At 62.4% G+C, this 16,763-nt stretch carries 19 protein-coding genes; 14 read left to right on the top strand and 5 right to left on the bottom strand.

From position 1 onward, the window contains the following. The first annotated feature begins 245 nt into the window (after positions 1 to 245). From Q4S41_RS24530 to Q4S41_RS24470, 13 genes are all read left to right on the top strand, one after another. Positions 246 to 1,127 (top strand): 4-hydroxy-3-methylbut-2-enyl diphosphate reductase, encoded by an 882-nt coding sequence (locus Q4S41_RS24530; protein ID WP_305033765.1) that lies wholly within the window; start codon positions 246 to 248, stop codon positions 1,125 to 1,127. Positions 1,128 to 1,161: 34 nt separating this feature from the next. After that, entirely contained in the window at positions 1,162 to 1,842 is a 681-nt protein-coding gene (locus tag Q4S41_RS24525) for a hypothetical protein (RefSeq protein WP_305033764.1), read from the top strand. A gap of 374 nt (positions 1,843 to 2,216) precedes the next feature. Further along, complete coding sequence (locus tag Q4S41_RS24520) at positions 2,217 to 2,522, top strand: 2TM domain-containing protein (protein WP_305033763.1); 306 nt, start codon at positions 2,217 to 2,219, stop codon at positions 2,520 to 2,522. A 262-nt stretch (positions 2,523 to 2,784) separates the two neighbouring features. Continuing rightward, on the top strand, positions 2,785 to 3,267 hold the full coding sequence (locus tag Q4S41_RS24515) for an ATP-dependent zinc protease family protein (protein WP_305033762.1): 483 nt from the start codon (positions 2,785 to 2,787) through the stop codon (positions 3,265 to 3,267). A 112-nt stretch (positions 3,268 to 3,379) separates the two neighbouring features. Beyond that, the gene (gene rimK / locus Q4S41_RS24510) at positions 3,380 to 4,333 is read left to right on the top strand and encodes a 30S ribosomal protein S6--L-glutamate ligase (protein ID WP_305033761.1); all 954 of its coding nucleotides are present in this window, start codon (positions 3,380 to 3,382) and stop codon (positions 4,331 to 4,333) included. A 176-nt stretch (positions 4,334 to 4,509) separates the two neighbouring features. Beyond that, the gene (locus tag Q4S41_RS24505; RefSeq protein ID WP_305033760.1) at positions 4,510 to 5,472 is read left to right on the top strand and encodes a succinylglutamate desuccinylase/aspartoacylase family protein; all 963 of its coding nucleotides are present in this window, start codon (positions 4,510 to 4,512) and stop codon (positions 5,470 to 5,472) included. 8 nt (positions 5,473 to 5,480) lie between these two features. Beyond that, positions 5,481 to 6,038, top strand: coding sequence for a GNAT family N-acetyltransferase (locus tag Q4S41_RS24500; protein ID WP_305033759.1), 558 nt, complete (start codon positions 5,481 to 5,483; stop codon positions 6,036 to 6,038). A gap of 47 nt (positions 6,039 to 6,085) precedes the next feature. Then, entirely contained in the window at positions 6,086 to 6,787 is a 702-nt protein-coding gene (locus Q4S41_RS24495; protein ID WP_305033758.1) for an OmpH family outer membrane protein, read from the top strand. Between the two features lie 261 nt (positions 6,788 to 7,048). After that, a complete protein-coding gene (locus tag Q4S41_RS24490) occupies positions 7,049 to 9,412 on the top strand; it encodes a TonB-dependent receptor (protein WP_305033757.1) in 2,364 nt (787 codons plus the stop codon). Between the two features lie 135 nt (positions 9,413 to 9,547). Further along, the gene (locus Q4S41_RS24485; protein ID WP_305033756.1) at positions 9,548 to 10,543 is read left to right on the top strand and encodes a DUF4249 domain-containing protein; all 996 of its coding nucleotides are present in this window, start codon (positions 9,548 to 9,550) and stop codon (positions 10,541 to 10,543) included. 93 nt (positions 10,544 to 10,636) lie between these two features. After that, positions 10,637 to 10,924 (top strand): hypothetical protein, encoded by a 288-nt coding sequence (locus Q4S41_RS24480; RefSeq protein ID WP_305033755.1) that lies wholly within the window; start codon positions 10,637 to 10,639, stop codon positions 10,922 to 10,924. A 158-nt stretch (positions 10,925 to 11,082) separates the two neighbouring features. Beyond that, on the top strand, positions 11,083 to 11,679 hold the full coding sequence (locus Q4S41_RS24475; RefSeq protein WP_305033754.1) for a hypothetical protein: 597 nt from the start codon (positions 11,083 to 11,085) through the stop codon (positions 11,677 to 11,679). Between the two features lie 22 nt (positions 11,680 to 11,701). Next, positions 11,702 to 12,079: a hypothetical protein gene (locus tag Q4S41_RS24470; protein WP_305033753.1), complete on the top strand. Its 378-nt coding sequence runs from the start codon at positions 11,702 to 11,704 to the stop codon at positions 12,077 to 12,079. A 57-nt stretch (positions 12,080 to 12,136) separates the two neighbouring features. On the opposite strand, the gene Q4S41_RS24465 is transcribed toward Q4S41_RS24470, so the two are convergent. From Q4S41_RS24465 to Q4S41_RS24455, 3 genes are all read right to left on the bottom strand, one after another. Beyond that, positions 12,137 to 12,667 (bottom strand): dihydrofolate reductase family protein, encoded by a 531-nt coding sequence (locus tag Q4S41_RS24465; RefSeq protein ID WP_305033752.1) that lies wholly within the window; start codon positions 12,665 to 12,667, stop codon positions 12,137 to 12,139. A 17-nt stretch (positions 12,668 to 12,684) separates the two neighbouring features. Then, positions 12,685 to 13,110, bottom strand: coding sequence for a VOC family protein (locus Q4S41_RS24460; RefSeq protein WP_305033751.1), 426 nt, complete (start codon positions 13,108 to 13,110; stop codon positions 12,685 to 12,687). Positions 13,111 to 13,319: 209 nt separating this feature from the next. Then, positions 13,320 to 13,757, bottom strand: a complete 438-nt coding sequence (locus tag Q4S41_RS24455; protein WP_305033750.1) for a DoxX family protein — start codon at positions 13,755 to 13,757, stop codon at positions 13,320 to 13,322. 275 nt (positions 13,758 to 14,032) lie between these two features. On the opposite strand from Q4S41_RS24455, the gene Q4S41_RS24450 reads away from it, so the two are divergent. Beyond that, positions 14,033 to 15,022, top strand: a complete 990-nt coding sequence (locus Q4S41_RS24450; protein ID WP_305033749.1) for a GlxA family transcriptional regulator — start codon at positions 14,033 to 14,035, stop codon at positions 15,020 to 15,022. 129 nt (positions 15,023 to 15,151) lie between these two features. Here the strand turns inward: Q4S41_RS24450 and Q4S41_RS24445 are convergent, their stop codons facing one another. Continuing rightward, positions 15,152 to 15,622 (bottom strand): hypothetical protein, encoded by a 471-nt coding sequence (locus Q4S41_RS24445; RefSeq protein WP_305033748.1) that lies wholly within the window; start codon positions 15,620 to 15,622, stop codon positions 15,152 to 15,154. Between the two features lie 715 nt (positions 15,623 to 16,337). Next, a complete protein-coding gene (locus Q4S41_RS24440) occupies positions 16,338 to 16,754 on the bottom strand; it encodes a response regulator (RefSeq protein ID WP_305033747.1) in 417 nt (138 codons plus the stop codon). Positions 16,755 to 16,763 lie beyond the last annotated feature (9 nt).

Here is a 16,763-nt window from a genome sequence, read left to right as displayed (position 1 = left end):
CCTGAGCGCAGCGAAGGACCTTACCACGTTTTATTAACGCCTGTCATCCTGAGCGCAGCGAAGGACCTTACCACGTTTTATTAACGCCTGTCATCCTGAGCGCAGCGAAGGACCTTACCACGTTCGAACGAAGCGTTCTGGCGTGATAAGGTCCTTCGCTGTGCTCAGGATGACAGACGAGCGCAGACTGCCGTACCTTTGCCCCGGCGAACTCCTCGCCGCCGCAGTGATGTTAAAGGCACAGCATGAAGGTCACGATAGATAAGAATTCCGGTTATTGCTTTGGCGTCGAATTCGCCATTCAGATGGCTGAAGACGAGCTGGCGCAGGGCCACAACCTCTACTGTCTGGGCGACATCGTGCACAACCGCATGGAGGTGGAGCGTCTGCATCAGTTGGGTTTGCGCATCATCGACCGCGAGCAGCTGAGCCAGCTGCACGACACCAAAGTCCTCATCCGGGCCCACGGCGAGCCGCCGGAAACCTACCAATTGGCCCTCCAGAACAATCTGGAGCTCATTGACGCCAGCTGTCCGGTGGTGCTCAAGCTGCAAAACCGCGTGAAACACGCCTTCGACCTGAGCCAGCGCCAGGACGGCCAGATTGTAATTTATGGTCAGCCCGGCCACGCCGAAGTGGCCGGCCTCACGGGCCAGACCGGCAACCGCGCCATCATTGTGATGAACGAGGCCGACCTCGACCAGATTGACTTTTCGCGCCCCGTCACGCTCTTCAGCCAAACCACCAAAAGCACGGCCGGCTTCTACAAGATGAAGGCCCTGATGGAGGCCCGCATTGAGGCCGCTGGCGGCACGCTGGACAGCTTCGACGCCAACGACAGCATCTGCCGGCAGGTGAGCAACCGCGAGCCCGCCCTGGCCAAATTCGCCACCGAATACGACGTGGTGCTCTTCGTGAGCGGCCGCAAGAGCTCCAACGGCAAGGCCCTGTTCTCGGTGGTGAATGCGGTGAACCCGCGTAGCTACTTCATCGAAAACGCCGACGAGGTGGACGAGGAGTGGCTGGCCGGCGCCCACACCGTGGGCATCTGCGGCGCCACCAGCACCCCGCTGTGGCTGATGCAGCAGGTGGCCGAGCGGGTGGAAGGCGTGGGCGAGCTGGCGTGAGGCGGCGTAGCTTTGGGAAACGTTGTTTCGGCCAATGACTGCACGACTATTCCTGGCTTTCTTGCTGAGTGTGGCCGCCGGCCGGGTGGCGGCCCAGGGCGCCGCGCCGGCCGATACAATGGCCGCGCCGCCCCCGGTGGGTTTTCACGATAACGAAGTCAAGGGCTACGGCAAGGCCGAAATACTGGGGCCGGACGGGAAAACGCATTTCGTGTACATTCCGCTCAGCCTGGATGGATTTGCGGGCTCGCTGCCCTTTTTTCGACAAGAAGCGGATATCAGGAAATTCGGTGCGGTGCCGCTCTTCATTGATGCCGACAAAGTGCAGTCCATCAAGTTGAATGGGCAATACTATGAGCACATGGTGCTGAAGGGCAAGCGCAAGCATATTGTGGCCCGGCGGGTGTCGAAGGGGCCGGTGGAGCTGTTTTGCTACAGCGATGTGCGCGAACGGTTTGATAAAGATGGCCAACCGGTGGGCTTTGGTAGCTACACCATTCCGCACTGGTACCTGCGCCGCCCCGGCCAAGACCTGGTGGCCGTGGACCGGGTGGAATTCATCGCCCAAACCACCCGCTACTTCCACGACGACCACGACCTGCTGGTGGCCCTGACCCAAAGCAAGCTCCGCTACCGGCACATGTTTCAAATAGTGGAAGCGTACAACAAGTACCTCACCCGGCCGGCCCCGACCGATGCATCGGCTCCCAGGTAGCGTCCGTTGCGCGGCCCGCACGGCCTCGTATAGCCGTCGGTTTTTTTCGTCAAACACTACAAACACGACGGTTTGCGGCCACGCGTGCATGGCCAGCCACTACCGCGCCTCGCGCCCGCGAGGGCCACGACGCGCTACCGGGTAATATCGCCTTGCACGAGCTGGATTCGAATGGAAAGGGTGAGGATGACCTAAAATCAGGAGAAAAGGTGTAATGAGCGGGGGCACGGCGCGATTCATTGCTTACGCTTCGGCCGCCCCGATTGCTGCTTGAGCGGGGTGCCCTGACGCTTCAGCAACAGGAAGTGGCGCGGCCCCGGGCCGAAACGCCATATTTGACCATCAATTCCAACCAACCCCAATCCTCCCCGCCCATGGAACCCCTGCAACGCGACCCCTACCTGTGGCAAAAGGCCAAAGCCCGCGCCAAGTTTCAATCGCACCTCGTGGTGTATCTGGTGGTGAATGCCGGCCTCTGGGTTATCTGGGCCCTCACCGAGCGTCATCACAGCGGCGAGGTTCCCTGGCCGCTGTGGGCCACGGCCTTCTGGGGCTTCGGGCTTATAATGCGCGGTGTGGCGGCCTACGGCGGTTTCAGCCGCGAGCAGCGCACCCAGCGCGAGTACGAGCGGCTGCTGCGCGAGCAGGGTGCCCCCGACCCGCTGGATAAGTACCGGTAGGCAATTAGTTGAAATTCAGTTATCATCCTTTCCTCTGCAAAAAAGCATGCAAGCCAGTCCGGCTGAATCTGCAGGGTTCTCAACTCATGTTTGGAGTGCGCTGGCCATTGCCAGACTACTTGAAATTTGAGTCGGAAGCCCTCCGGATTCGGCCGGACCTTTTTTGATGGGTCTTCTGGGCTTGCCCGACCAGCCCTTGCGTTCGGTTATCTGGGCCGTTAAGAATTCGGCCAGCCGCCGTGCGCCGCCTATCTTCACCGCCATGAACCGCCCCCGCCTTCCCAAACGTGTCCTCGGCCGCCGCGAGCTGGTCGATTTCCCTGCGTTTGCTCTTGGCGGCGTCGAGGCCAAAGTGGACACCGGCGCCTACACCAGCGCCATTCACTGCACCGACATCCACATCGAAACCGATGCCGAGCAGCGGCCCGTGCTGGTGGTGCGCCTGCTCGACCCCGACCACGCCGACGCCGACGGCCGCCCGCTGGCGTTCCCCGATTTTGCCCTGCGCGACATTCGCTCCTCCAACGGCGAAGTGCAGGAGCGCTACGTCATTCGGGCCACGATACAGCTGTACGGCGAAGAGTTTGAAGCCGAATTTTCGCTCTCCGACCGCTCCGACATGAAGTACCCCGTGTTGCTGGGCCGCAGCCTGTTGCGGCAGGGCCGCTTCGTGGTTGATGTGGCCAAGCGCAACCTTTCTTACAAATTCCTGGCCCACGCCGCCGCGCGCCGCGCCCGCAGGTGAGTAGTTTTGCAAAGAAATTCTGTAGACATTCTGTCCGGCTGCGCCTGGTTACGTATCAGGCACCCACACCGCTGCTGCCCACTCCCTCACCACCCCACCAATCCACCACCCGATGAAACTGGCCATTCTCTCGCGTGAGCCGAAATCCTATTCCACCCAGCGGCTGGTGGAGGCCGCGGCTGCGATGGGCCACGAAGCCGTGGTCATCGACCACCTGCAGTGCAACATCGTGCTGGAAAAGGGCCAGCCCGGCATCCTGTACCAGGGCGCGCGGCTCGAAGGCTTCGACGCCATTATTCCGCGCATTGGCGCTTCGGTCACGTTCTACGGCACGGCCGTGGTGCGGCAGTTTGAGATGATGAAGGTGCGCACCGCCATCGACAGCCAGGCCATTGTGCGCTCGCGCGACAAGCTGCGCTCGATGCAGATTCTGAGCCGCGCCGGCGTGGGCATGCCCAAAACAGCCTTCACCAACTTCTCGGCCGACGTGCCGGCCATGATTGAGCAGGTGGGCGGTGCCCCGGTCATCATCAAGCTGCTGGAAGGCACCCAGGGCCTGGGCGTGGTGCTGGCCGAGTCGGCCAAGGCCGCGCAGTCGGTCATTGAGGCTTTTCACAACCTCAAGGCGCGCATCATCGTGCAGGAGTTCATCGCCGAAAGCAAGGGCGCCGACCTGCGCGCCTTCGTGGTGGACGGCGAAGTGGTGGGCGCCATGAAGCGCCAGGGCAAGGAGGGCGAGTTCCGCTCGAACCTGCACCGCGGCGGCTCGGGCACGCTCGTGAAGCTCACGCGGGCCGAAAAGGCGGCGGCGCTGCTAGCCACTAAGGCCCTGGGCCTGGGCATTGCGGGCGTCGACATGCTGCAAAGCAAGCGCGGCCCGCTGGTGCTCGAAGTCAACTCCTCGCCCGGCCTGGAGGGCATCGAGAAAGCCACCAAGCAGGACATTGCCGGCCGCATCATCGAATACACGACCACGCTGGCCGGGAAGAAAAAGACCAAAGCGAAGTCGAAAAAAGGCGCCAGCCAGGCCGTAGACGCACAATCGGACGTGCCGAGCGGGAAGTAGGGGGAGAAGGAGAGAATAGGAGTAGGGGAGAAGAGCGTCATGCTGAGCGAAGTCGAAGCATCTCTACCGCTTCGTTGCTTCGATTGAGTTAGTGTCGAGGTAGAGATGCTTCGACTTCGCTCAGCATGACGTTCTTTTTCAACTAGCGCATCATTTCGCCTTCTCTCCTCCCGCCCATGCCCGCCGCGCCCGACCTCCCGCTTTATCTCAACGGCCTCACCATTCAGCCCGGCGAGCGGATGCTCACGCGGCTGGTGATTTCGCGGCTGCCCTCGGGCACGGTGATTGACGTGCCGGTACACGTATTTCGAGCAATGGAGCCGGGGCCCACGCTGCTGCTCATGGGCGGCATGCACGGCGACGAGGTGAACGGCATCGAAACCATTCGGCGGCTGGTGCGGCGCGAACTGCTCACGCCCTTGCGCGGCACGGTCATCGCCATTCCCATCCTCAATATTTACGGGTTTCTGAATTTCAGCCGCGACGTGCCCGACGGCAAGGACGTGAACCGCTCGTTTCCGGGGTTTCCGCGCGGGTCGCTGGCCGGGCGGGTGGCCCACCGCTTCATGCGCGAAATCATGCCCCTGATTGACTACGGCATCGATTTCCACACCGGCGGCGCGGCGCGGGCCAACTACCCGCAGGTGCGCTGCCTGCTGGGCATCGACCCCGAGCTGGACGCCATGGCGGCGGCTTTTTCGGCGCCCTTCACGCTGCACGCGGCCCTACGGGCGGGTTCGCTGCGCGAGGCGGCCTACGGGCTGGGCAAGCGCATCATCGTGTACGAAACCGGCGAGAGCCTGCGGCTCGATGAGCCCGGCATTGAGGAAGCGGCGGCGGGCACCTTACGGGTGCTGCACCACCTGGGCATGGGCCCGGCGGCCCCGGCGCCGGCGCGCCCCAGCATCGTGTGCCGGCGGCATACGTGGCTGCGGGCGCGGTTTGCGGGCCTGTTCCGGGCGCACGTCGAAAACGGGCAGTTTGTGGAGAAAGGGCAGATTTATGGCTCCGTGGCCGACCCGTATGGCCAGCAGACCGTGCGTCTGGAGTCGCCGCTGAGCGGCTACGTCATCGGCCTGAACCACATGCCGGTGGTGAACCAGGGCGACGCGCTGCTGCACATTGCTGTGCCGGAGTAATTTTCGGCATGAACACAGGTTTTTCGATTTTAGCCGGCCGGGTGCGCCTGCGCCACCTGCGCCCCGCCGATTTGCCGGTTTTTGCTGCCTACCGCGCCGACCCATCGGTTTGCCGTTTCCAGGGGTTCGACCCATTTAGCGAGGCGCAGGCCATCGGTTTTATTGCCCGGCATACGGCGGCCGACATCCCAGCCGCACCCGGCGAGTGGGTCCAAATTGCCATTGCCCGGAGTGCCAACGATGAGTTACTGGGCGACTGCGCCCTGCACCTGCTGGCCCACGAGCCGCGAATTGCCGAAATCGGCATCACGCTGGCGCCCCAGCAGCAGGGGAGGGGCTATGCAAGTGAAGCGCTGCGCGGGTTGCTGCGGTTTTGCTTCGAGGAGCTGGGCTTGCACCGGGTGGTGGCGCTGGTCGACCCACGCAATGCGCCGTCGGTGGCGCTCATGGAACGGGTGGGGATGCGCCGGGAAGGCCATTTTCGGCAAAATGGCTGGTACAAGGGCGAGTGGTGCGACGAGTACCAGTACGCTTTGCTGGCCGCCGACTGGGCTGCTGCGGGCTAACCTGCGCCGGGCCCTTACTTTTGTTCTTTCCTCATCTGTGCTTTTCAATGAAAAACCCCATTCAATTAACCATTAACGTTGTTTTGGCCCTGCTGGTGGCCGGCTTGTACTTCCTGCATTTCAACCAAAAGCCGGTGGCCCCCGCCATTGCCACTGATAAATCCACCGCCGTTGTGGCCTCGCCCGAGCTGACCACGACCGACAGCCTGACGAAAGCCGCCCTGGCTGAAGCCAACGCCCCCGCACCCGAAACCACGCTGGCTACGGCGCCGGCCGCCGCTACCAGCAACGCCGACAAAATCGTGTACGTGGAGTCGGGCAAGATGCTGGACGGCTATCAGGGCATGAAAGACGCCCGCAAAGCCTTCGAAGCCAAAGCCCGCAACTGGGAAGGCCAGAACCAGAAGCTGATTGCCAACTTCCGCACCGCCGTGGAAAACTACCAGAAGCAGGCTCAAGGCATGACTGCCGAGCAACGTGCCGCCACCGAGCAGAAGCTCCAGGCCCAGCAGCAGGAGTCGGGCCAAGCCCAGCAGCGCATCCAGGCCCAGGCCCAGGAAGAAGAAGCCAAGCTGACCCAAACCGTGCTCGAAAGCGTGAACAAGAAAGTGGAAGCCTACGGCAAAGCCCACGGCTACAAGCTGATTCTGATTGCCGCCCCCAGCGGCACTATCGCCTACGGCCAGAAAGACCTCGACATCACCGCCCCGGTGCTGGCCTACCTGAACGCGGAATACCGCCGGAAGTAGGCGGCTGCATTCGCGCAGTTAGCTGCCTGCTAGAACGTCATGCTGAGCGCAGTCGAAGCATCTCTACCGCGAGAGTAACTATTTACTTGCCCGGTAGAGATGCTTTGGCTGCGCTCAGCATGACGTTCTTTTTTGCGGCAATTTTTTGAAACCCCAAGCAACCCCAACGCCCGAAATTCGCTCTCCAATAAAATTGGACTGGCGGCCGTTAGGCCGCCAACCGGGCCCGCCGCCGCTGGCTTTTCTCTCCTTTCCTTCTGCATGAAGAACCTTTTCCGCATGGCCGCGCTGAGCAGCGCGGCGCTGCTGGGGGCCGCTACCACGGCCCACGCGCAGCAAAACAACCGCTTCACCATCAGTGGCTACGTGCGCGACGGCGCCACCGGCGAGAGCCTGCCGGGCGTGGCCGTGGTGCACCCGGCCAGCGGCCAGGGCACCACCACCAATACCTTCGGCTTCTATTCTCTTACCCTGGCCGCCTCGTCCGACTCGGTGCGGCTGCTGGTATCGGCGCTGGGCTACGAGCGGCTGGGGCTGGCCGAGCGGGCCGGCCGCAGCTTCACCCACGATTTCCGGCTGAAGCCGTCGTCGGCCGAGCTGGCGGGCGTGGAAGTGGTGGGCAGCAAGGAAGAGAAAATTGCCGAAAGCACGCGCATGGGCACCATCAACATCCCGGTGAACCAGATAAAGCTGCTGCCCGCGCTGTTTGGCGAAACCGACGTGCTGAAGGTGCTGCAACTGCTGCCCGGCGTGCAGGCCGGCGGCGAGGGCAGCAGTGGCCTCTACGTGCGCGGCGGCTCGCCCGACCAGAACCTGATGCTCCTCGACGGCACGCCCATTTACAACGCCTCGCACTTGTTCGGCTTCTTTTCGGTGTTCAACGCCGACGCCATCAAAAACGTGGAGCTGATAAAGGGCGGCTTTCCGGCGCGCTACGGCGGGCGGCTGTCGTCGGTGGTCGACATCACGATGAAGGAGGGCAACATGCAGAAGCTGCACGGCGAAGGCGCCATCGGGCTCATTGCCTCGCGCTTCACGCTGGAAGGGCCCATTAAGAAAGACACGGCCTCATTTATTTTCTCGGCCCGCCGCACCTACATCGACATCCTGGCCCGGCCGTTTATCATGGCGCAGGCCGATGGGCTGGTGGCCGGCTATTACTTCTACGACCTCAACGGCAAGCTGAACTGGAAGCTGGGCGCCCGCGACCGCCTCTACCTGAGCGCCTACCTGGGCTACGACGAGTTTTACGCCAACGACGAGGAAAAGCGCGACAACGGCGACACCTACAAGCAGAAAAGCGCCCTGGGCTGGGGCAACCGCATTGCCGCCCTGCGCTGGAACCACGTGGTGAACGACCGGCTGTTCATGAACACCCACCTCACCTTCACGCGCTATCAGTTCGACGTGGGCTCGACGCAGGAAAACCATTACCAAAGTAACGGCCAAACCCGGGACGAAAAGTATAGCCTGAGCTACCTGTCAAACATTCAGGACGTGAGCGTGAAGTCGGATTTCGACTTCGTGCCCAACCCCAACCATTATATCCGTTTCGGCGGGCAGCTTATCCGGCACCAGTTCCGGCCCGGCGCCCTGCAAAGCGAGGGCAACGCCGACCCCACCCAGAACCAGGCCACCGGCCGCCGCATCGGCGCCAACGAGGCCAGCCTCTACGCCGAAGACGACGTGAAGCTGAACGACCGCCTGAAGGTGAACGTGGGCCTGCGCCTAAACTCCTTTTTAGTAGAGAAAAAGCTGTATCCCAGCCTGGAGCCTCGCCTGGCCGCCCGCTACCTTCTCACCGAAGACTGGGCCCTGAAAGCCGCCTACGCCCGCACCACGCAGTACGTGCACCTGCTCACCAACAGCGGCATAGGCCTGCCCACCGACCTGTGGGTGCCCGCCACGGCCAAAACCCTGCCCCAGAAGGCGCAGCAGTTCAGCGTGGGCGCGGCGCGCAATGTGCGCTTCAAAGGCGAGGATTTCGAGCTGAGCTTCGAGACCTACTACAAGCCGATGCAGAACCTGATTGAGTTTCGGGAAGGGGCTGATTTTATCGGGACCACCGACGACAACTACGAAACCAAAATTACCAGTGGGCAGGGCTGGGCGTATGGCGGCGAGGTGTTTCTGCAGAAGAAAAGCGGCAAAACCACCGGCTGGATTGGCTACACCCTGGCCTGGAGCAACCGCAGGTTTCCGGAGCTGAACCAGGGCCTGACTTACCCTTATAAGTACGACCGGCGGCACGATTTCAAGTTGGTGGTCATCCACGAATTCAGCCCCACGCTCACGCTCTCGGGCACGTTCGTATACGGCACCGGCAACGCCGTGACGCTCTCGCAGGGCCGTTACCAGCTGGGGCCCTACGAGCGGTTTGAGGACTACGGCACCCGCAACAGCTACCGCATGGCCGCCTACCACCGCCTCGACCTCGACCTGAGTCACACCAAGAAAAAGCGCTGGGGCGAGGTGGTGAACAGCTTCAGCGTGTACAACGCCTACAACCGCCACAACCCTTATTTCATCTACCTGGGCCGGGCCCAAGGCAGCGAAAAGCTGAGCTACCGGCAAGTGTCGCTGTTTCCCATCTTGCCGTCGTTCAGCAAGACGTTCCGGTTTTAGTCTGTGATATGAAAGAGGCCGGTCATGCTGAGCGCAGTCGAAGCATCTCTGCCGCAATAGTAAATGATACGCTTCCGCAGTAGAGATGCTTCGACTGCGCTCAGCATGACCGGCCCGATAAGACCCAACTACGAAATGAAGAACCTCATCCTTCCCGCCCTGCTCCTCGCCACGGCCGGCCTCGCCGGCTGCGAAACCGCTGTGGACCTGCCCGAGCCGCCGCACACGCCCCGCGTGGCCCTCACCTACACCCTCACACCCGGGCCGCCGGATTCGTCATTTGCCGAGCTGTATGGCGGGCGGCAGCTGTACATCAGCAACAGCCAGCGCGTGTTCGACACCAGCCAGCTGGGTGGCCGCGCCGATGCCACCGTGGAACTGCGCAACGCGGCCGGTGCCGTGGTGGAGCGCTACCGGCCCATCCTCACCGGCGGCAACCCGCAGTATGGCTACTACGGCCAGCCTGGCTACTACCGGCCGGTGCTGGGCTTCCGGCCGCAGGTGGGCCAGGCCTACACGCTTCGCGCCACCCTGCCGGGCTTCGAAACGGCCGAAAGTACCCTCACGCTGCCCGCGCCGGCCGTCATCGAAAGCGCCACCTATGTACCCCGGTCCGTGGCCAACGCCAACTACGGCCAGTCCACGGGCCGTTTGAGCGTGGTGCTGCGCGACGACCCCGCCACGGCCAACTATTACCTGGCCTTCGCCCGCCTGCTCGACCGGCAGGGCAACCCCGGCAACTGGAGCCCGGTCGATGTGGACTACGATAGCCAAAGCAACACCGCCGGCAGCATCGGGCAGTTCCAGCTGTCCAGCCCGCGCCAGCAATACAGCCTTTATCCCTTCGCCGACACCGACGCCAACGGCCAGCGCATTGCCCTCAATGCCGACGTGCGCTACTACAGCAGCTGCTACCCGTCCGGCCCAAACTGCCCGCAGCCGGGCTATATGGAAGTGTACGTGAGCAGCATCACCAAAGAAGCTTACGACTTCTACCTCTCGCGCCGCCGCTACTACGACAGCGACGGCAACCCCTTCGCCGAGCCCGCGCCGCTGGCCTCCAACGTGCGCAGCGGCTACGGTATTTTCGGGGGCGCCACCGATGTCACCTACCGCATCCAGCTGCCTTAACTGAACCATTAAACCTGGTGCCGGCGTTTTCGTCTAACGCTTGTAAATTGTCTTCCATCATTCATTCACTAGCGCGCCTCGGCGCAATGTATTATGCGGACCAAATCATTGTTTCTTGCTTTCGGCCTGTGCCTGTTGCTGCTCGGCAGCCACGCGGCCAGCGCCCAGGTTCGGGTTAATGTGGGCATCGGCTACCCGCCGCCCGTTTACTACGGCCCCCGCTACTACCCGCCCCGCCCGCCCGTGGTGTACGCCGTGCCGCCGCCCCCCGTGTACTACGCCCCCGCGCCCGTTTACTATGCGCCGCGCCCGGTGTACTACGCCCCCCGGCCGTATGGCTACCGGGGCCGCGGCTTTGGTGGTCATGGCCGCCGCTGGTAAGCTTTGCTGAAAATAAGAAAAAGCCCCGCTGCCCTGGTAGCGGGGCTTTTTTGTGCAGGTAGCCCACTATGACGGGGCACAGCGGTGAAGGGAGAAATGTAGCATTGGCCGGCAATTATGCTTAATCTTACGACGCCAACCACCTGATTCATTTTGTGATGAAATCCGCTATTCTTGCCCTGAGCGCCGCCCTGCTGGTGGCCGGCTGCAACCAAAACCCGCCCGCTACTTCCACGCCTAGCAACACCGCCGACACCGCCCCCGCTACTCCCATTGCGGTCGACTCGGCCAACGCGGCCACCAGTACGGCGCCCGATGCCGCGGCTACGGCCGCCGCACCCACCGCCGCGCCCGCGCTCAAGGCCGCCGAAACCATGAAAGTGGCCTTCCGCTTCAAGCCCACCGACAACCCCGACAACCCCAAGCACCCGCGCATACTGGCCCGTCTGCTGGTGCAGGGCAGCCAGCCGCTCGACATCGACCTGGGCAAATTTCCCAATCAGCCGGATATGGTGACCGGCGACAAAGCCAAGGCCGCCAACTTCCCCGACGGCATGCTGATGGGCTTCCGCAGCTACGATGCCGCCTCCGGCATCAGCCAGGACCTGGCCGTGCTGCACCCCGACGCCCGCCACCTGCGCGTGGTGCAGCGCCGCGTAGACGAAACCAATCCCGAAGCCGCCAAATTCGAAACCTCGCGCGAAATCCCACTGCCCGCCAACACCATGGTGGTGGCCGCGCCCGCGAAAAAGTAGGGCAAAATGCGTAGGTTAGGGCATGGAAAACTCTTCACTCCTCGGCCCCATGAAGGGCGCCACGCGCCGCGAAGTCGGCGGCGTGCAGGTTGACGTCGTGCCCACGGGCAATGCCCGCGTCAAGCGCATCGTGTACCCCGTCGGTTTTCGCTGGTCGAAAAACCTGAAGGACATCGTGGGCACGCCCTTGTGCACGCACGCGCACGTGGGTTTTCTGGCCAGCGGCCGCTTCAACATCCAGTACGCCGACGGGACCGTGGAGGAGTTTGTGGCCCCGCAGGCGGTGGCCATCGCGCCGGGCCACGACGGCTGGGTGGTGGGCAACGAGCCCGCCATTCTCATCGAATTCGACTTCGAAGGCGAAACCGTGGAGCGCCTAGGCCTGCCCAGCCGGCACTAGCCCTGCCCACACTCCGCTGTTGTGTGCCCCGGCGTTTTGGGCGCCGGGGCACGCGGCTCAGGCCCGCTCGTAGGTGAGCACCAGCACGCCCGTGCTGGTAGTGTGCGACGATACCAGCTTGAAATCGGACCCGATTTCGGTGGTGAACAGGCGCTGGCCGCCGCCCAGCACCAGTGGAAAAACCATGAGACGATAAGTGTCAATCAGGCCGTGCTGGCGCAGGTATTCCACCAACTGGCCGCTGCCGAAGATGAGCAGGTTGTGGCCGGGCTCCTGCTTGAGGCGCGCCACGGTGGCGGCCACGTCGCCCTGCATGATTTCGGCGTTCCATCCGGCCGTTTGGAGCGTGCGCGAGGCCACGTATTTGGGCAGCCGGTTCATGATGTCGGCGCCGGGCGCGTCGGGCATGTTGGGCCACACGCCGGCGAAGGCCTCGTACGTCACGCGCCCCAGCAGCAGGGCATCGGCCGAAGCCATCAATTCGCCCTGAAACTCGCCCAACTCTTCGTTGAAGTAGGGCGCGGTCCAGGCCGGGTTTTCCATCACGCCATCGAGGGTGAGGTATTCGGCAGCAATTACTTTGCTCATAATGAATATAAAGGTGATTAACCGCAGGTAGGATTGTCGAAGCTGAGCACCCACTCAGTCCCAAACCGGTCGATGAGCGTGCCGAACTTACCGCCCCAGAACATGATTTCCAGCGGGTCCATGACGGTGCCACCCTCGCCCAGCTTGGCAAAAAGGGTGTCGATTTCCTCGTCGCTGCTGCAGGTCAGGAGCATGGCGATGTTGTTGCCGGGCGCAAACGGGCGACGGGTGTCCAGCGCGTCGCAGGCCATGAGCACCAGCGGGCCGGCGGTCAGGGTGCCGTGCATAATCAGGTCCTGAACTTCGGTGGGCATTTGCGCGGCCATGGCCGTGTCGCCGACGCGCATCAGGTTGAGCTCGCCACCCAGGCAACTCTGATAGAAAGAGAGGGCTTCGCGGCATTTGCCGCCGGGAAATGCGATGTGAGGACTGAGGAGAGCCATGAGGTTGGGGGGATGGGTTAGAAGATTATCGAATGAATGAGAAAGAAAAAGAACGGTCATGCTGAGCGCAGCCGAAGCATCTCTACCGCTTCGTTCTGACGTGGCGCCTCACACCCGACCTCTCTCCCGAAGGAGAGGGAAGCCAGCCGAAGCGGTAGAGATGCTTCGGCTGCGCTCAGCATGACGGGCTAATTCAGCATGAATTCCAATTACAGCGTGGCCGCGGCCGGAGTCGCAAAAGCAGCGTCCGTGTCGTCGGCGCTGGCCGTTTGGGCGCGGCTGGCGAGGTAGCGCTTCCACAGAAAGTAAATGCCGAAGAGCACGGCCGTCATCACCAGCGCCGGCAGCGTGCCCACGGCGCCCAGGCCGGCGAATGCCACCGAAGCCGCCGCGCCAATAAAGTCGATGGCAAAGCCCGCAAATGCCCATTCCTTGAGCGTCCGGTACTTGTTTTGAAGCAGGGCCAGCGCGCCCAGAATTTTGGCCGCGCCCGTGATGTCCATGATGTAGACCGGGAAGCCGAGCGCCTTCATCGCGGCCACGCCGTTTTGCTCGTGGAGCAGGCCGGCCACGCCGTCGGCCAGCATCATGAGGCAGAATAGGATGGTGAGCGTCCAATAGAGGCGGGCGGTGGTGCGTGGTTTCATGGCGTTGGTTGGGTTTGAGGAGGTGAGAAAATGTTGGAAAGTAGGGACGTCATGTCGAGCGCAGCCGAGACATCTCGCGTGCCACCACTAATTACTTACAGCACGCGAAATGCTTCGCTGCGCGCTGCATGACCGTTCAGAAGGTGGTCCGATTGCTAAAAATTTGATTGCCTAACTGGTTTAGCAAAGGTATTAGCAAAAACTAGGTGGGCAAGGGGGCAGTTGCGCCCAACTAGGGGGCTGAATGCGCCATCGTTCTGCCTACATTTGGCGCTATGAAGCACGTATCTATTCTGGTGCCGGCCGGCGACGCGGTGGTGGGCAGCATCGAGGGGCCGCACAAGGTGCTGAGCCAGGTGAATGACCTCATGGCGAGCCATGGCCAGCCGCCGGCCTTCCACATTGAACTGGTAGGCCTCACCCGGCACAAAACCTTCAACGGCGGGCTGTTCACGCTGCACGCCCACCGCACCATCGATGCCGATTTCCGGACCGACCTCATTATCATTCCCGCTCCGCACGGCGACCTCGCCGAAGCCGTGGCCCTCAACCAAGCCTTTCTGCCCTGGATAGTGCGGCAGCACCAGGCCGGTGCCGAAGTGGCCAGCTTGTGCCTCGGGGCGTTCATTCTGGCCGCCACGGGGCTGATGGATGGGAAAAAGTGCGCCACACACTGGCTGGGCGCCCAGCCCTTCGCGGCCATGTACCCGGCCGTGCACCTCGTGCCCGAGCAAATGATTACCGACGAGCAGGGCCTCTACAGCAGCGGCGGGGCCTATTCCTACCTCAACTTGGTGCTCTACCTCATCGAGAAGCACGTGAGCCGCGAGGTGGCCGTGTGCTGCGCCAAGGTATTTCAAATTGACATAGGGCGCCACAGCCAGTCGCCCTTCGTCATTTTTCAGGGCCAGAAAGCGCACGACGACGCACCTATCAAAAAAGCCCAGAACTTCATCGAGCAGCACGTTTCGGGCAAGCTGTCCATCGAGGAGCTGGCCTCGCTGAGCTGCCTGAGCCGGCGCAACTTCGAGCGCCGCTTCAAGAAAGCCACCGGCAACACGGTGGCCGAATACGTGCAGCGCGTGAAGATTGAAGCCGCCAAAAACAGCCTCGAATCGTCGCAGGACAATGTGAGCGAGGTGATGTACTCGGTGGGTTACTCCGATACCAAGGCCTTCCGCACGCTGTTCAAGCGCATCACGGGCGTGTCGCCGCTGGCCTACCGCGACAAGTACAGCCGCAAAGCGCCCGCGCTGGCGGCTTAGGCGCCGGCCAATGCGTGCAAAGGCCGCGGCCCCTGAAGGCGTGGTGCAGGGCGGGCTGCATCACGTCGTCAGGGGCCGCGGCCTCTCGGCACCGGGCCTCGTCGCGGGCACCGGTGCGCGGGGTGGGGGCTAGCGGGTGGCCGAGGCCACGATGGCTGGGGCGTCGGCAGTGGTCAGCTCGCGCACCGAAATAGTGGTTTCGGCCTTGTCCTGCACGGCCACGTTGTAGCGGTACTGCTCGCGGCCCACGCGCAGCAGCACGGCGTATTGGCCGGCGGGCATGCCCTTGAAGTTCAGTTGGCTGCCGTAGGAGGCGCGGCGGTTCACTTCGTTCACCAGGCAATCGTTGTGGGCCAGCGACACCACTTGCAGCTGCATGCGCTGCTGAGCGGGGTTTTCAACGGTCAGCCACAGGCCCTGGGCATTGGCTTGTTTAGCTTTCACGGAGGGGGCATCCTGGGCCAGTGCCGAGCCGGCGCAGCCCAGCACGGCCAGGCCGCCGAGCAACAAAGCGCGCAGATAGGGGGCCGAAGCCGCAACGCGGGAGGTGGTGGTGCCCGTCAGTTGCTGGGCAGTGCGGAGGTTGAGGGAGGTTTTCATGGTACTTACAGAAAAAAGGTGAGGGTGAAAATTTTGCAGAAAAAAGGTGAGGTTTTGCAGAAAAAAGGCGGGGTAGGGAGCAGGAGAAGCGGTGTGGCTTATAGTACTGGGCGACGAACAGTACAAATGTATGGTAGGTACTTTGTAAAACAAGGTACTGTTTCAATTAGGGTTCTCTTCTCATGATTATGAATCCCTTATTGGTTGATTATCAGCGAGAAATTTTTTATAAAAAATTTCAAATAATTCGCTTGGTTCTGATTTGGGTGGTCAGGCGGTGGCGTTTGGGCTGGCGGGGCAGGTAGTGCAGAACGCGGGTAGCGGGAGCGAGGGCAGTGAAATGCGGGAGCTGGCAGAAAGATGCGCCTGCTAGGCGGTGGGTTGCCTGGGAGCTTTCGAATGTGGATACCGCCGCTGAAAGGGAACGTTACAGGCGGAAAAAACTTTTTTTATCTGGGTGCTTCCCCGCGTTGCAACAGGCTTTTCTGAGGCAGCTGGCTGGGATTGCCAGCGTATTGGCAACGAGCTGTACGGTGTCCGGCGTTTCGGGTGCGCCTGGTGCAATTGTTGGGCACAGTCAGCAGTCAGGCCCGCCTAAGCCCATGACTGCTACCCAGCTTCTTTCCTGATTGCCCTAAATCATAATTCCCCCCACGCGCGGCTATGCATGGCCTGCCTGCAGCCCAATGCTTCTTTTAAAGGCCGCGCCGGCGTTTTAGCAGTGCTGGCGCTGGTAGTGCATCTGGAGCACCGCGTCGAGCTTTTCGGGCGTCAGGGGCTTGTTGATGCGGCCGGCGGCGGGCAGTTGGTCGAGGTGGGTGAGGTCGCGTGCATCCATGGAGGTGGTGAGCACCACCACGGTGGTGGCGTGCCGCTGGGCCGGGGGCAGCAGCTGGAAAGCGTGCAAAAACTCGATGCCGTTCATGATGGGCATCTGAATATCGAGCAAAATGAGCGCGGGATAGCTGGGCTGCGGGCCGCTGCTGGCGCGGTGCAGCTCAGCGAGGGCTTCCTGGCCGTTGGCGGCCACCAGAATGTGCTCGGCCGTATCAAGGCGCTTGAGCAGGCGCTCGTTGAGGAAATTGCTGGTCGGGTCATCGTCCACCAGCAGCACGCTGCTAAGTTTGGGCATAGCCCGTCC

Origin of the sequence: Hymenobacter convexus, from assembly GCF_030580955.1 — a bacterium.
Taxonomy (GTDB): Bacteria; Bacteroidota; Bacteroidia; order Cytophagales; family Hymenobacteraceae; genus Hymenobacter.
The sequence above is the reverse complement of the archived record's forward strand: the minus strand, read 5'-3'. Positions and strand labels throughout refer to the sequence as shown.

What these genes read in the sequence shown, in the direction of transcription:
- Q4S41_RS24530 (WP_305033765.1), top strand. Translation starts at nt 246, where the DNA reads ATGAAGGTCACGATAGATAAGAATTCCGGTTATTGCTTTGGCGTCGAA.
- Q4S41_RS24525 (WP_305033764.1), top strand. Translation starts at nt 1,162, where the DNA reads ATGACTGCACGACTATTCCTGGCTTTCTTGCTGAGTGTGGCCGCCGGC.
- Q4S41_RS24520 (WP_305033763.1), top strand. Translation starts at nt 2,217, where the DNA reads ATGGAACCCCTGCAACGCGACCCCTACCTGTGGCAAAAGGCCAAAGCC.
- Q4S41_RS24515 (WP_305033762.1), top strand. Translation starts at nt 2,785, where the DNA reads ATGAACCGCCCCCGCCTTCCCAAACGTGTCCTCGGCCGCCGCGAGCTG.
- rimK (WP_305033761.1), top strand. Translation starts at nt 3,380, where the DNA reads ATGAAACTGGCCATTCTCTCGCGTGAGCCGAAATCCTATTCCACCCAG.
- Q4S41_RS24505 (WP_305033760.1), top strand. Translation starts at nt 4,510, where the DNA reads ATGCCCGCCGCGCCCGACCTCCCGCTTTATCTCAACGGCCTCACCATT.
- Q4S41_RS24500 (WP_305033759.1), top strand. Translation starts at nt 5,481, where the DNA reads ATGAACACAGGTTTTTCGATTTTAGCCGGCCGGGTGCGCCTGCGCCAC.
- Q4S41_RS24495 (WP_305033758.1), top strand. Translation starts at nt 6,086, where the DNA reads ATGAAAAACCCCATTCAATTAACCATTAACGTTGTTTTGGCCCTGCTG.
- Q4S41_RS24490 (WP_305033757.1), top strand. Translation starts at nt 7,049, where the DNA reads ATGAAGAACCTTTTCCGCATGGCCGCGCTGAGCAGCGCGGCGCTGCTG.
- Q4S41_RS24485 (WP_305033756.1), top strand. Translation starts at nt 9,548, where the DNA reads ATGAAGAACCTCATCCTTCCCGCCCTGCTCCTCGCCACGGCCGGCCTC.
- Q4S41_RS24480 (WP_305033755.1), top strand. Translation starts at nt 10,637, where the DNA reads ATGCGGACCAAATCATTGTTTCTTGCTTTCGGCCTGTGCCTGTTGCTG.
- Q4S41_RS24475 (WP_305033754.1), top strand. Translation starts at nt 11,083, where the DNA reads ATGAAATCCGCTATTCTTGCCCTGAGCGCCGCCCTGCTGGTGGCCGGC.
- Q4S41_RS24470 (WP_305033753.1), top strand. Translation starts at nt 11,702, where the DNA reads ATGGAAAACTCTTCACTCCTCGGCCCCATGAAGGGCGCCACGCGCCGC.
- Q4S41_RS24465 (WP_305033752.1), bottom strand. Translation starts at nt 12,667, where the DNA reads ATGAGCAAAGTAATTGCTGCCGAATACCTCACCCTCGATGGCGTGATG.
- Q4S41_RS24460 (WP_305033751.1), bottom strand. Translation starts at nt 13,110, where the DNA reads ATGGCTCTCCTCAGTCCTCACATCGCATTTCCCGGCGGCAAATGCCGC.
- Q4S41_RS24455 (WP_305033750.1), bottom strand. Translation starts at nt 13,757, where the DNA reads ATGAAACCACGCACCACCGCCCGCCTCTATTGGACGCTCACCATCCTA.
- Q4S41_RS24450 (WP_305033749.1), top strand. Translation starts at nt 14,033, where the DNA reads ATGAAGCACGTATCTATTCTGGTGCCGGCCGGCGACGCGGTGGTGGGC.
- Q4S41_RS24445 (WP_305033748.1), bottom strand. Translation starts at nt 15,622, where the DNA reads ATGAAAACCTCCCTCAACCTCCGCACTGCCCAGCAACTGACGGGCACC.
- Q4S41_RS24440 (WP_305033747.1), bottom strand. Translation starts at nt 16,754, where the DNA reads ATGCCCAAACTTAGCAGCGTGCTGCTGGTGGACGATGACCCGACCAGC.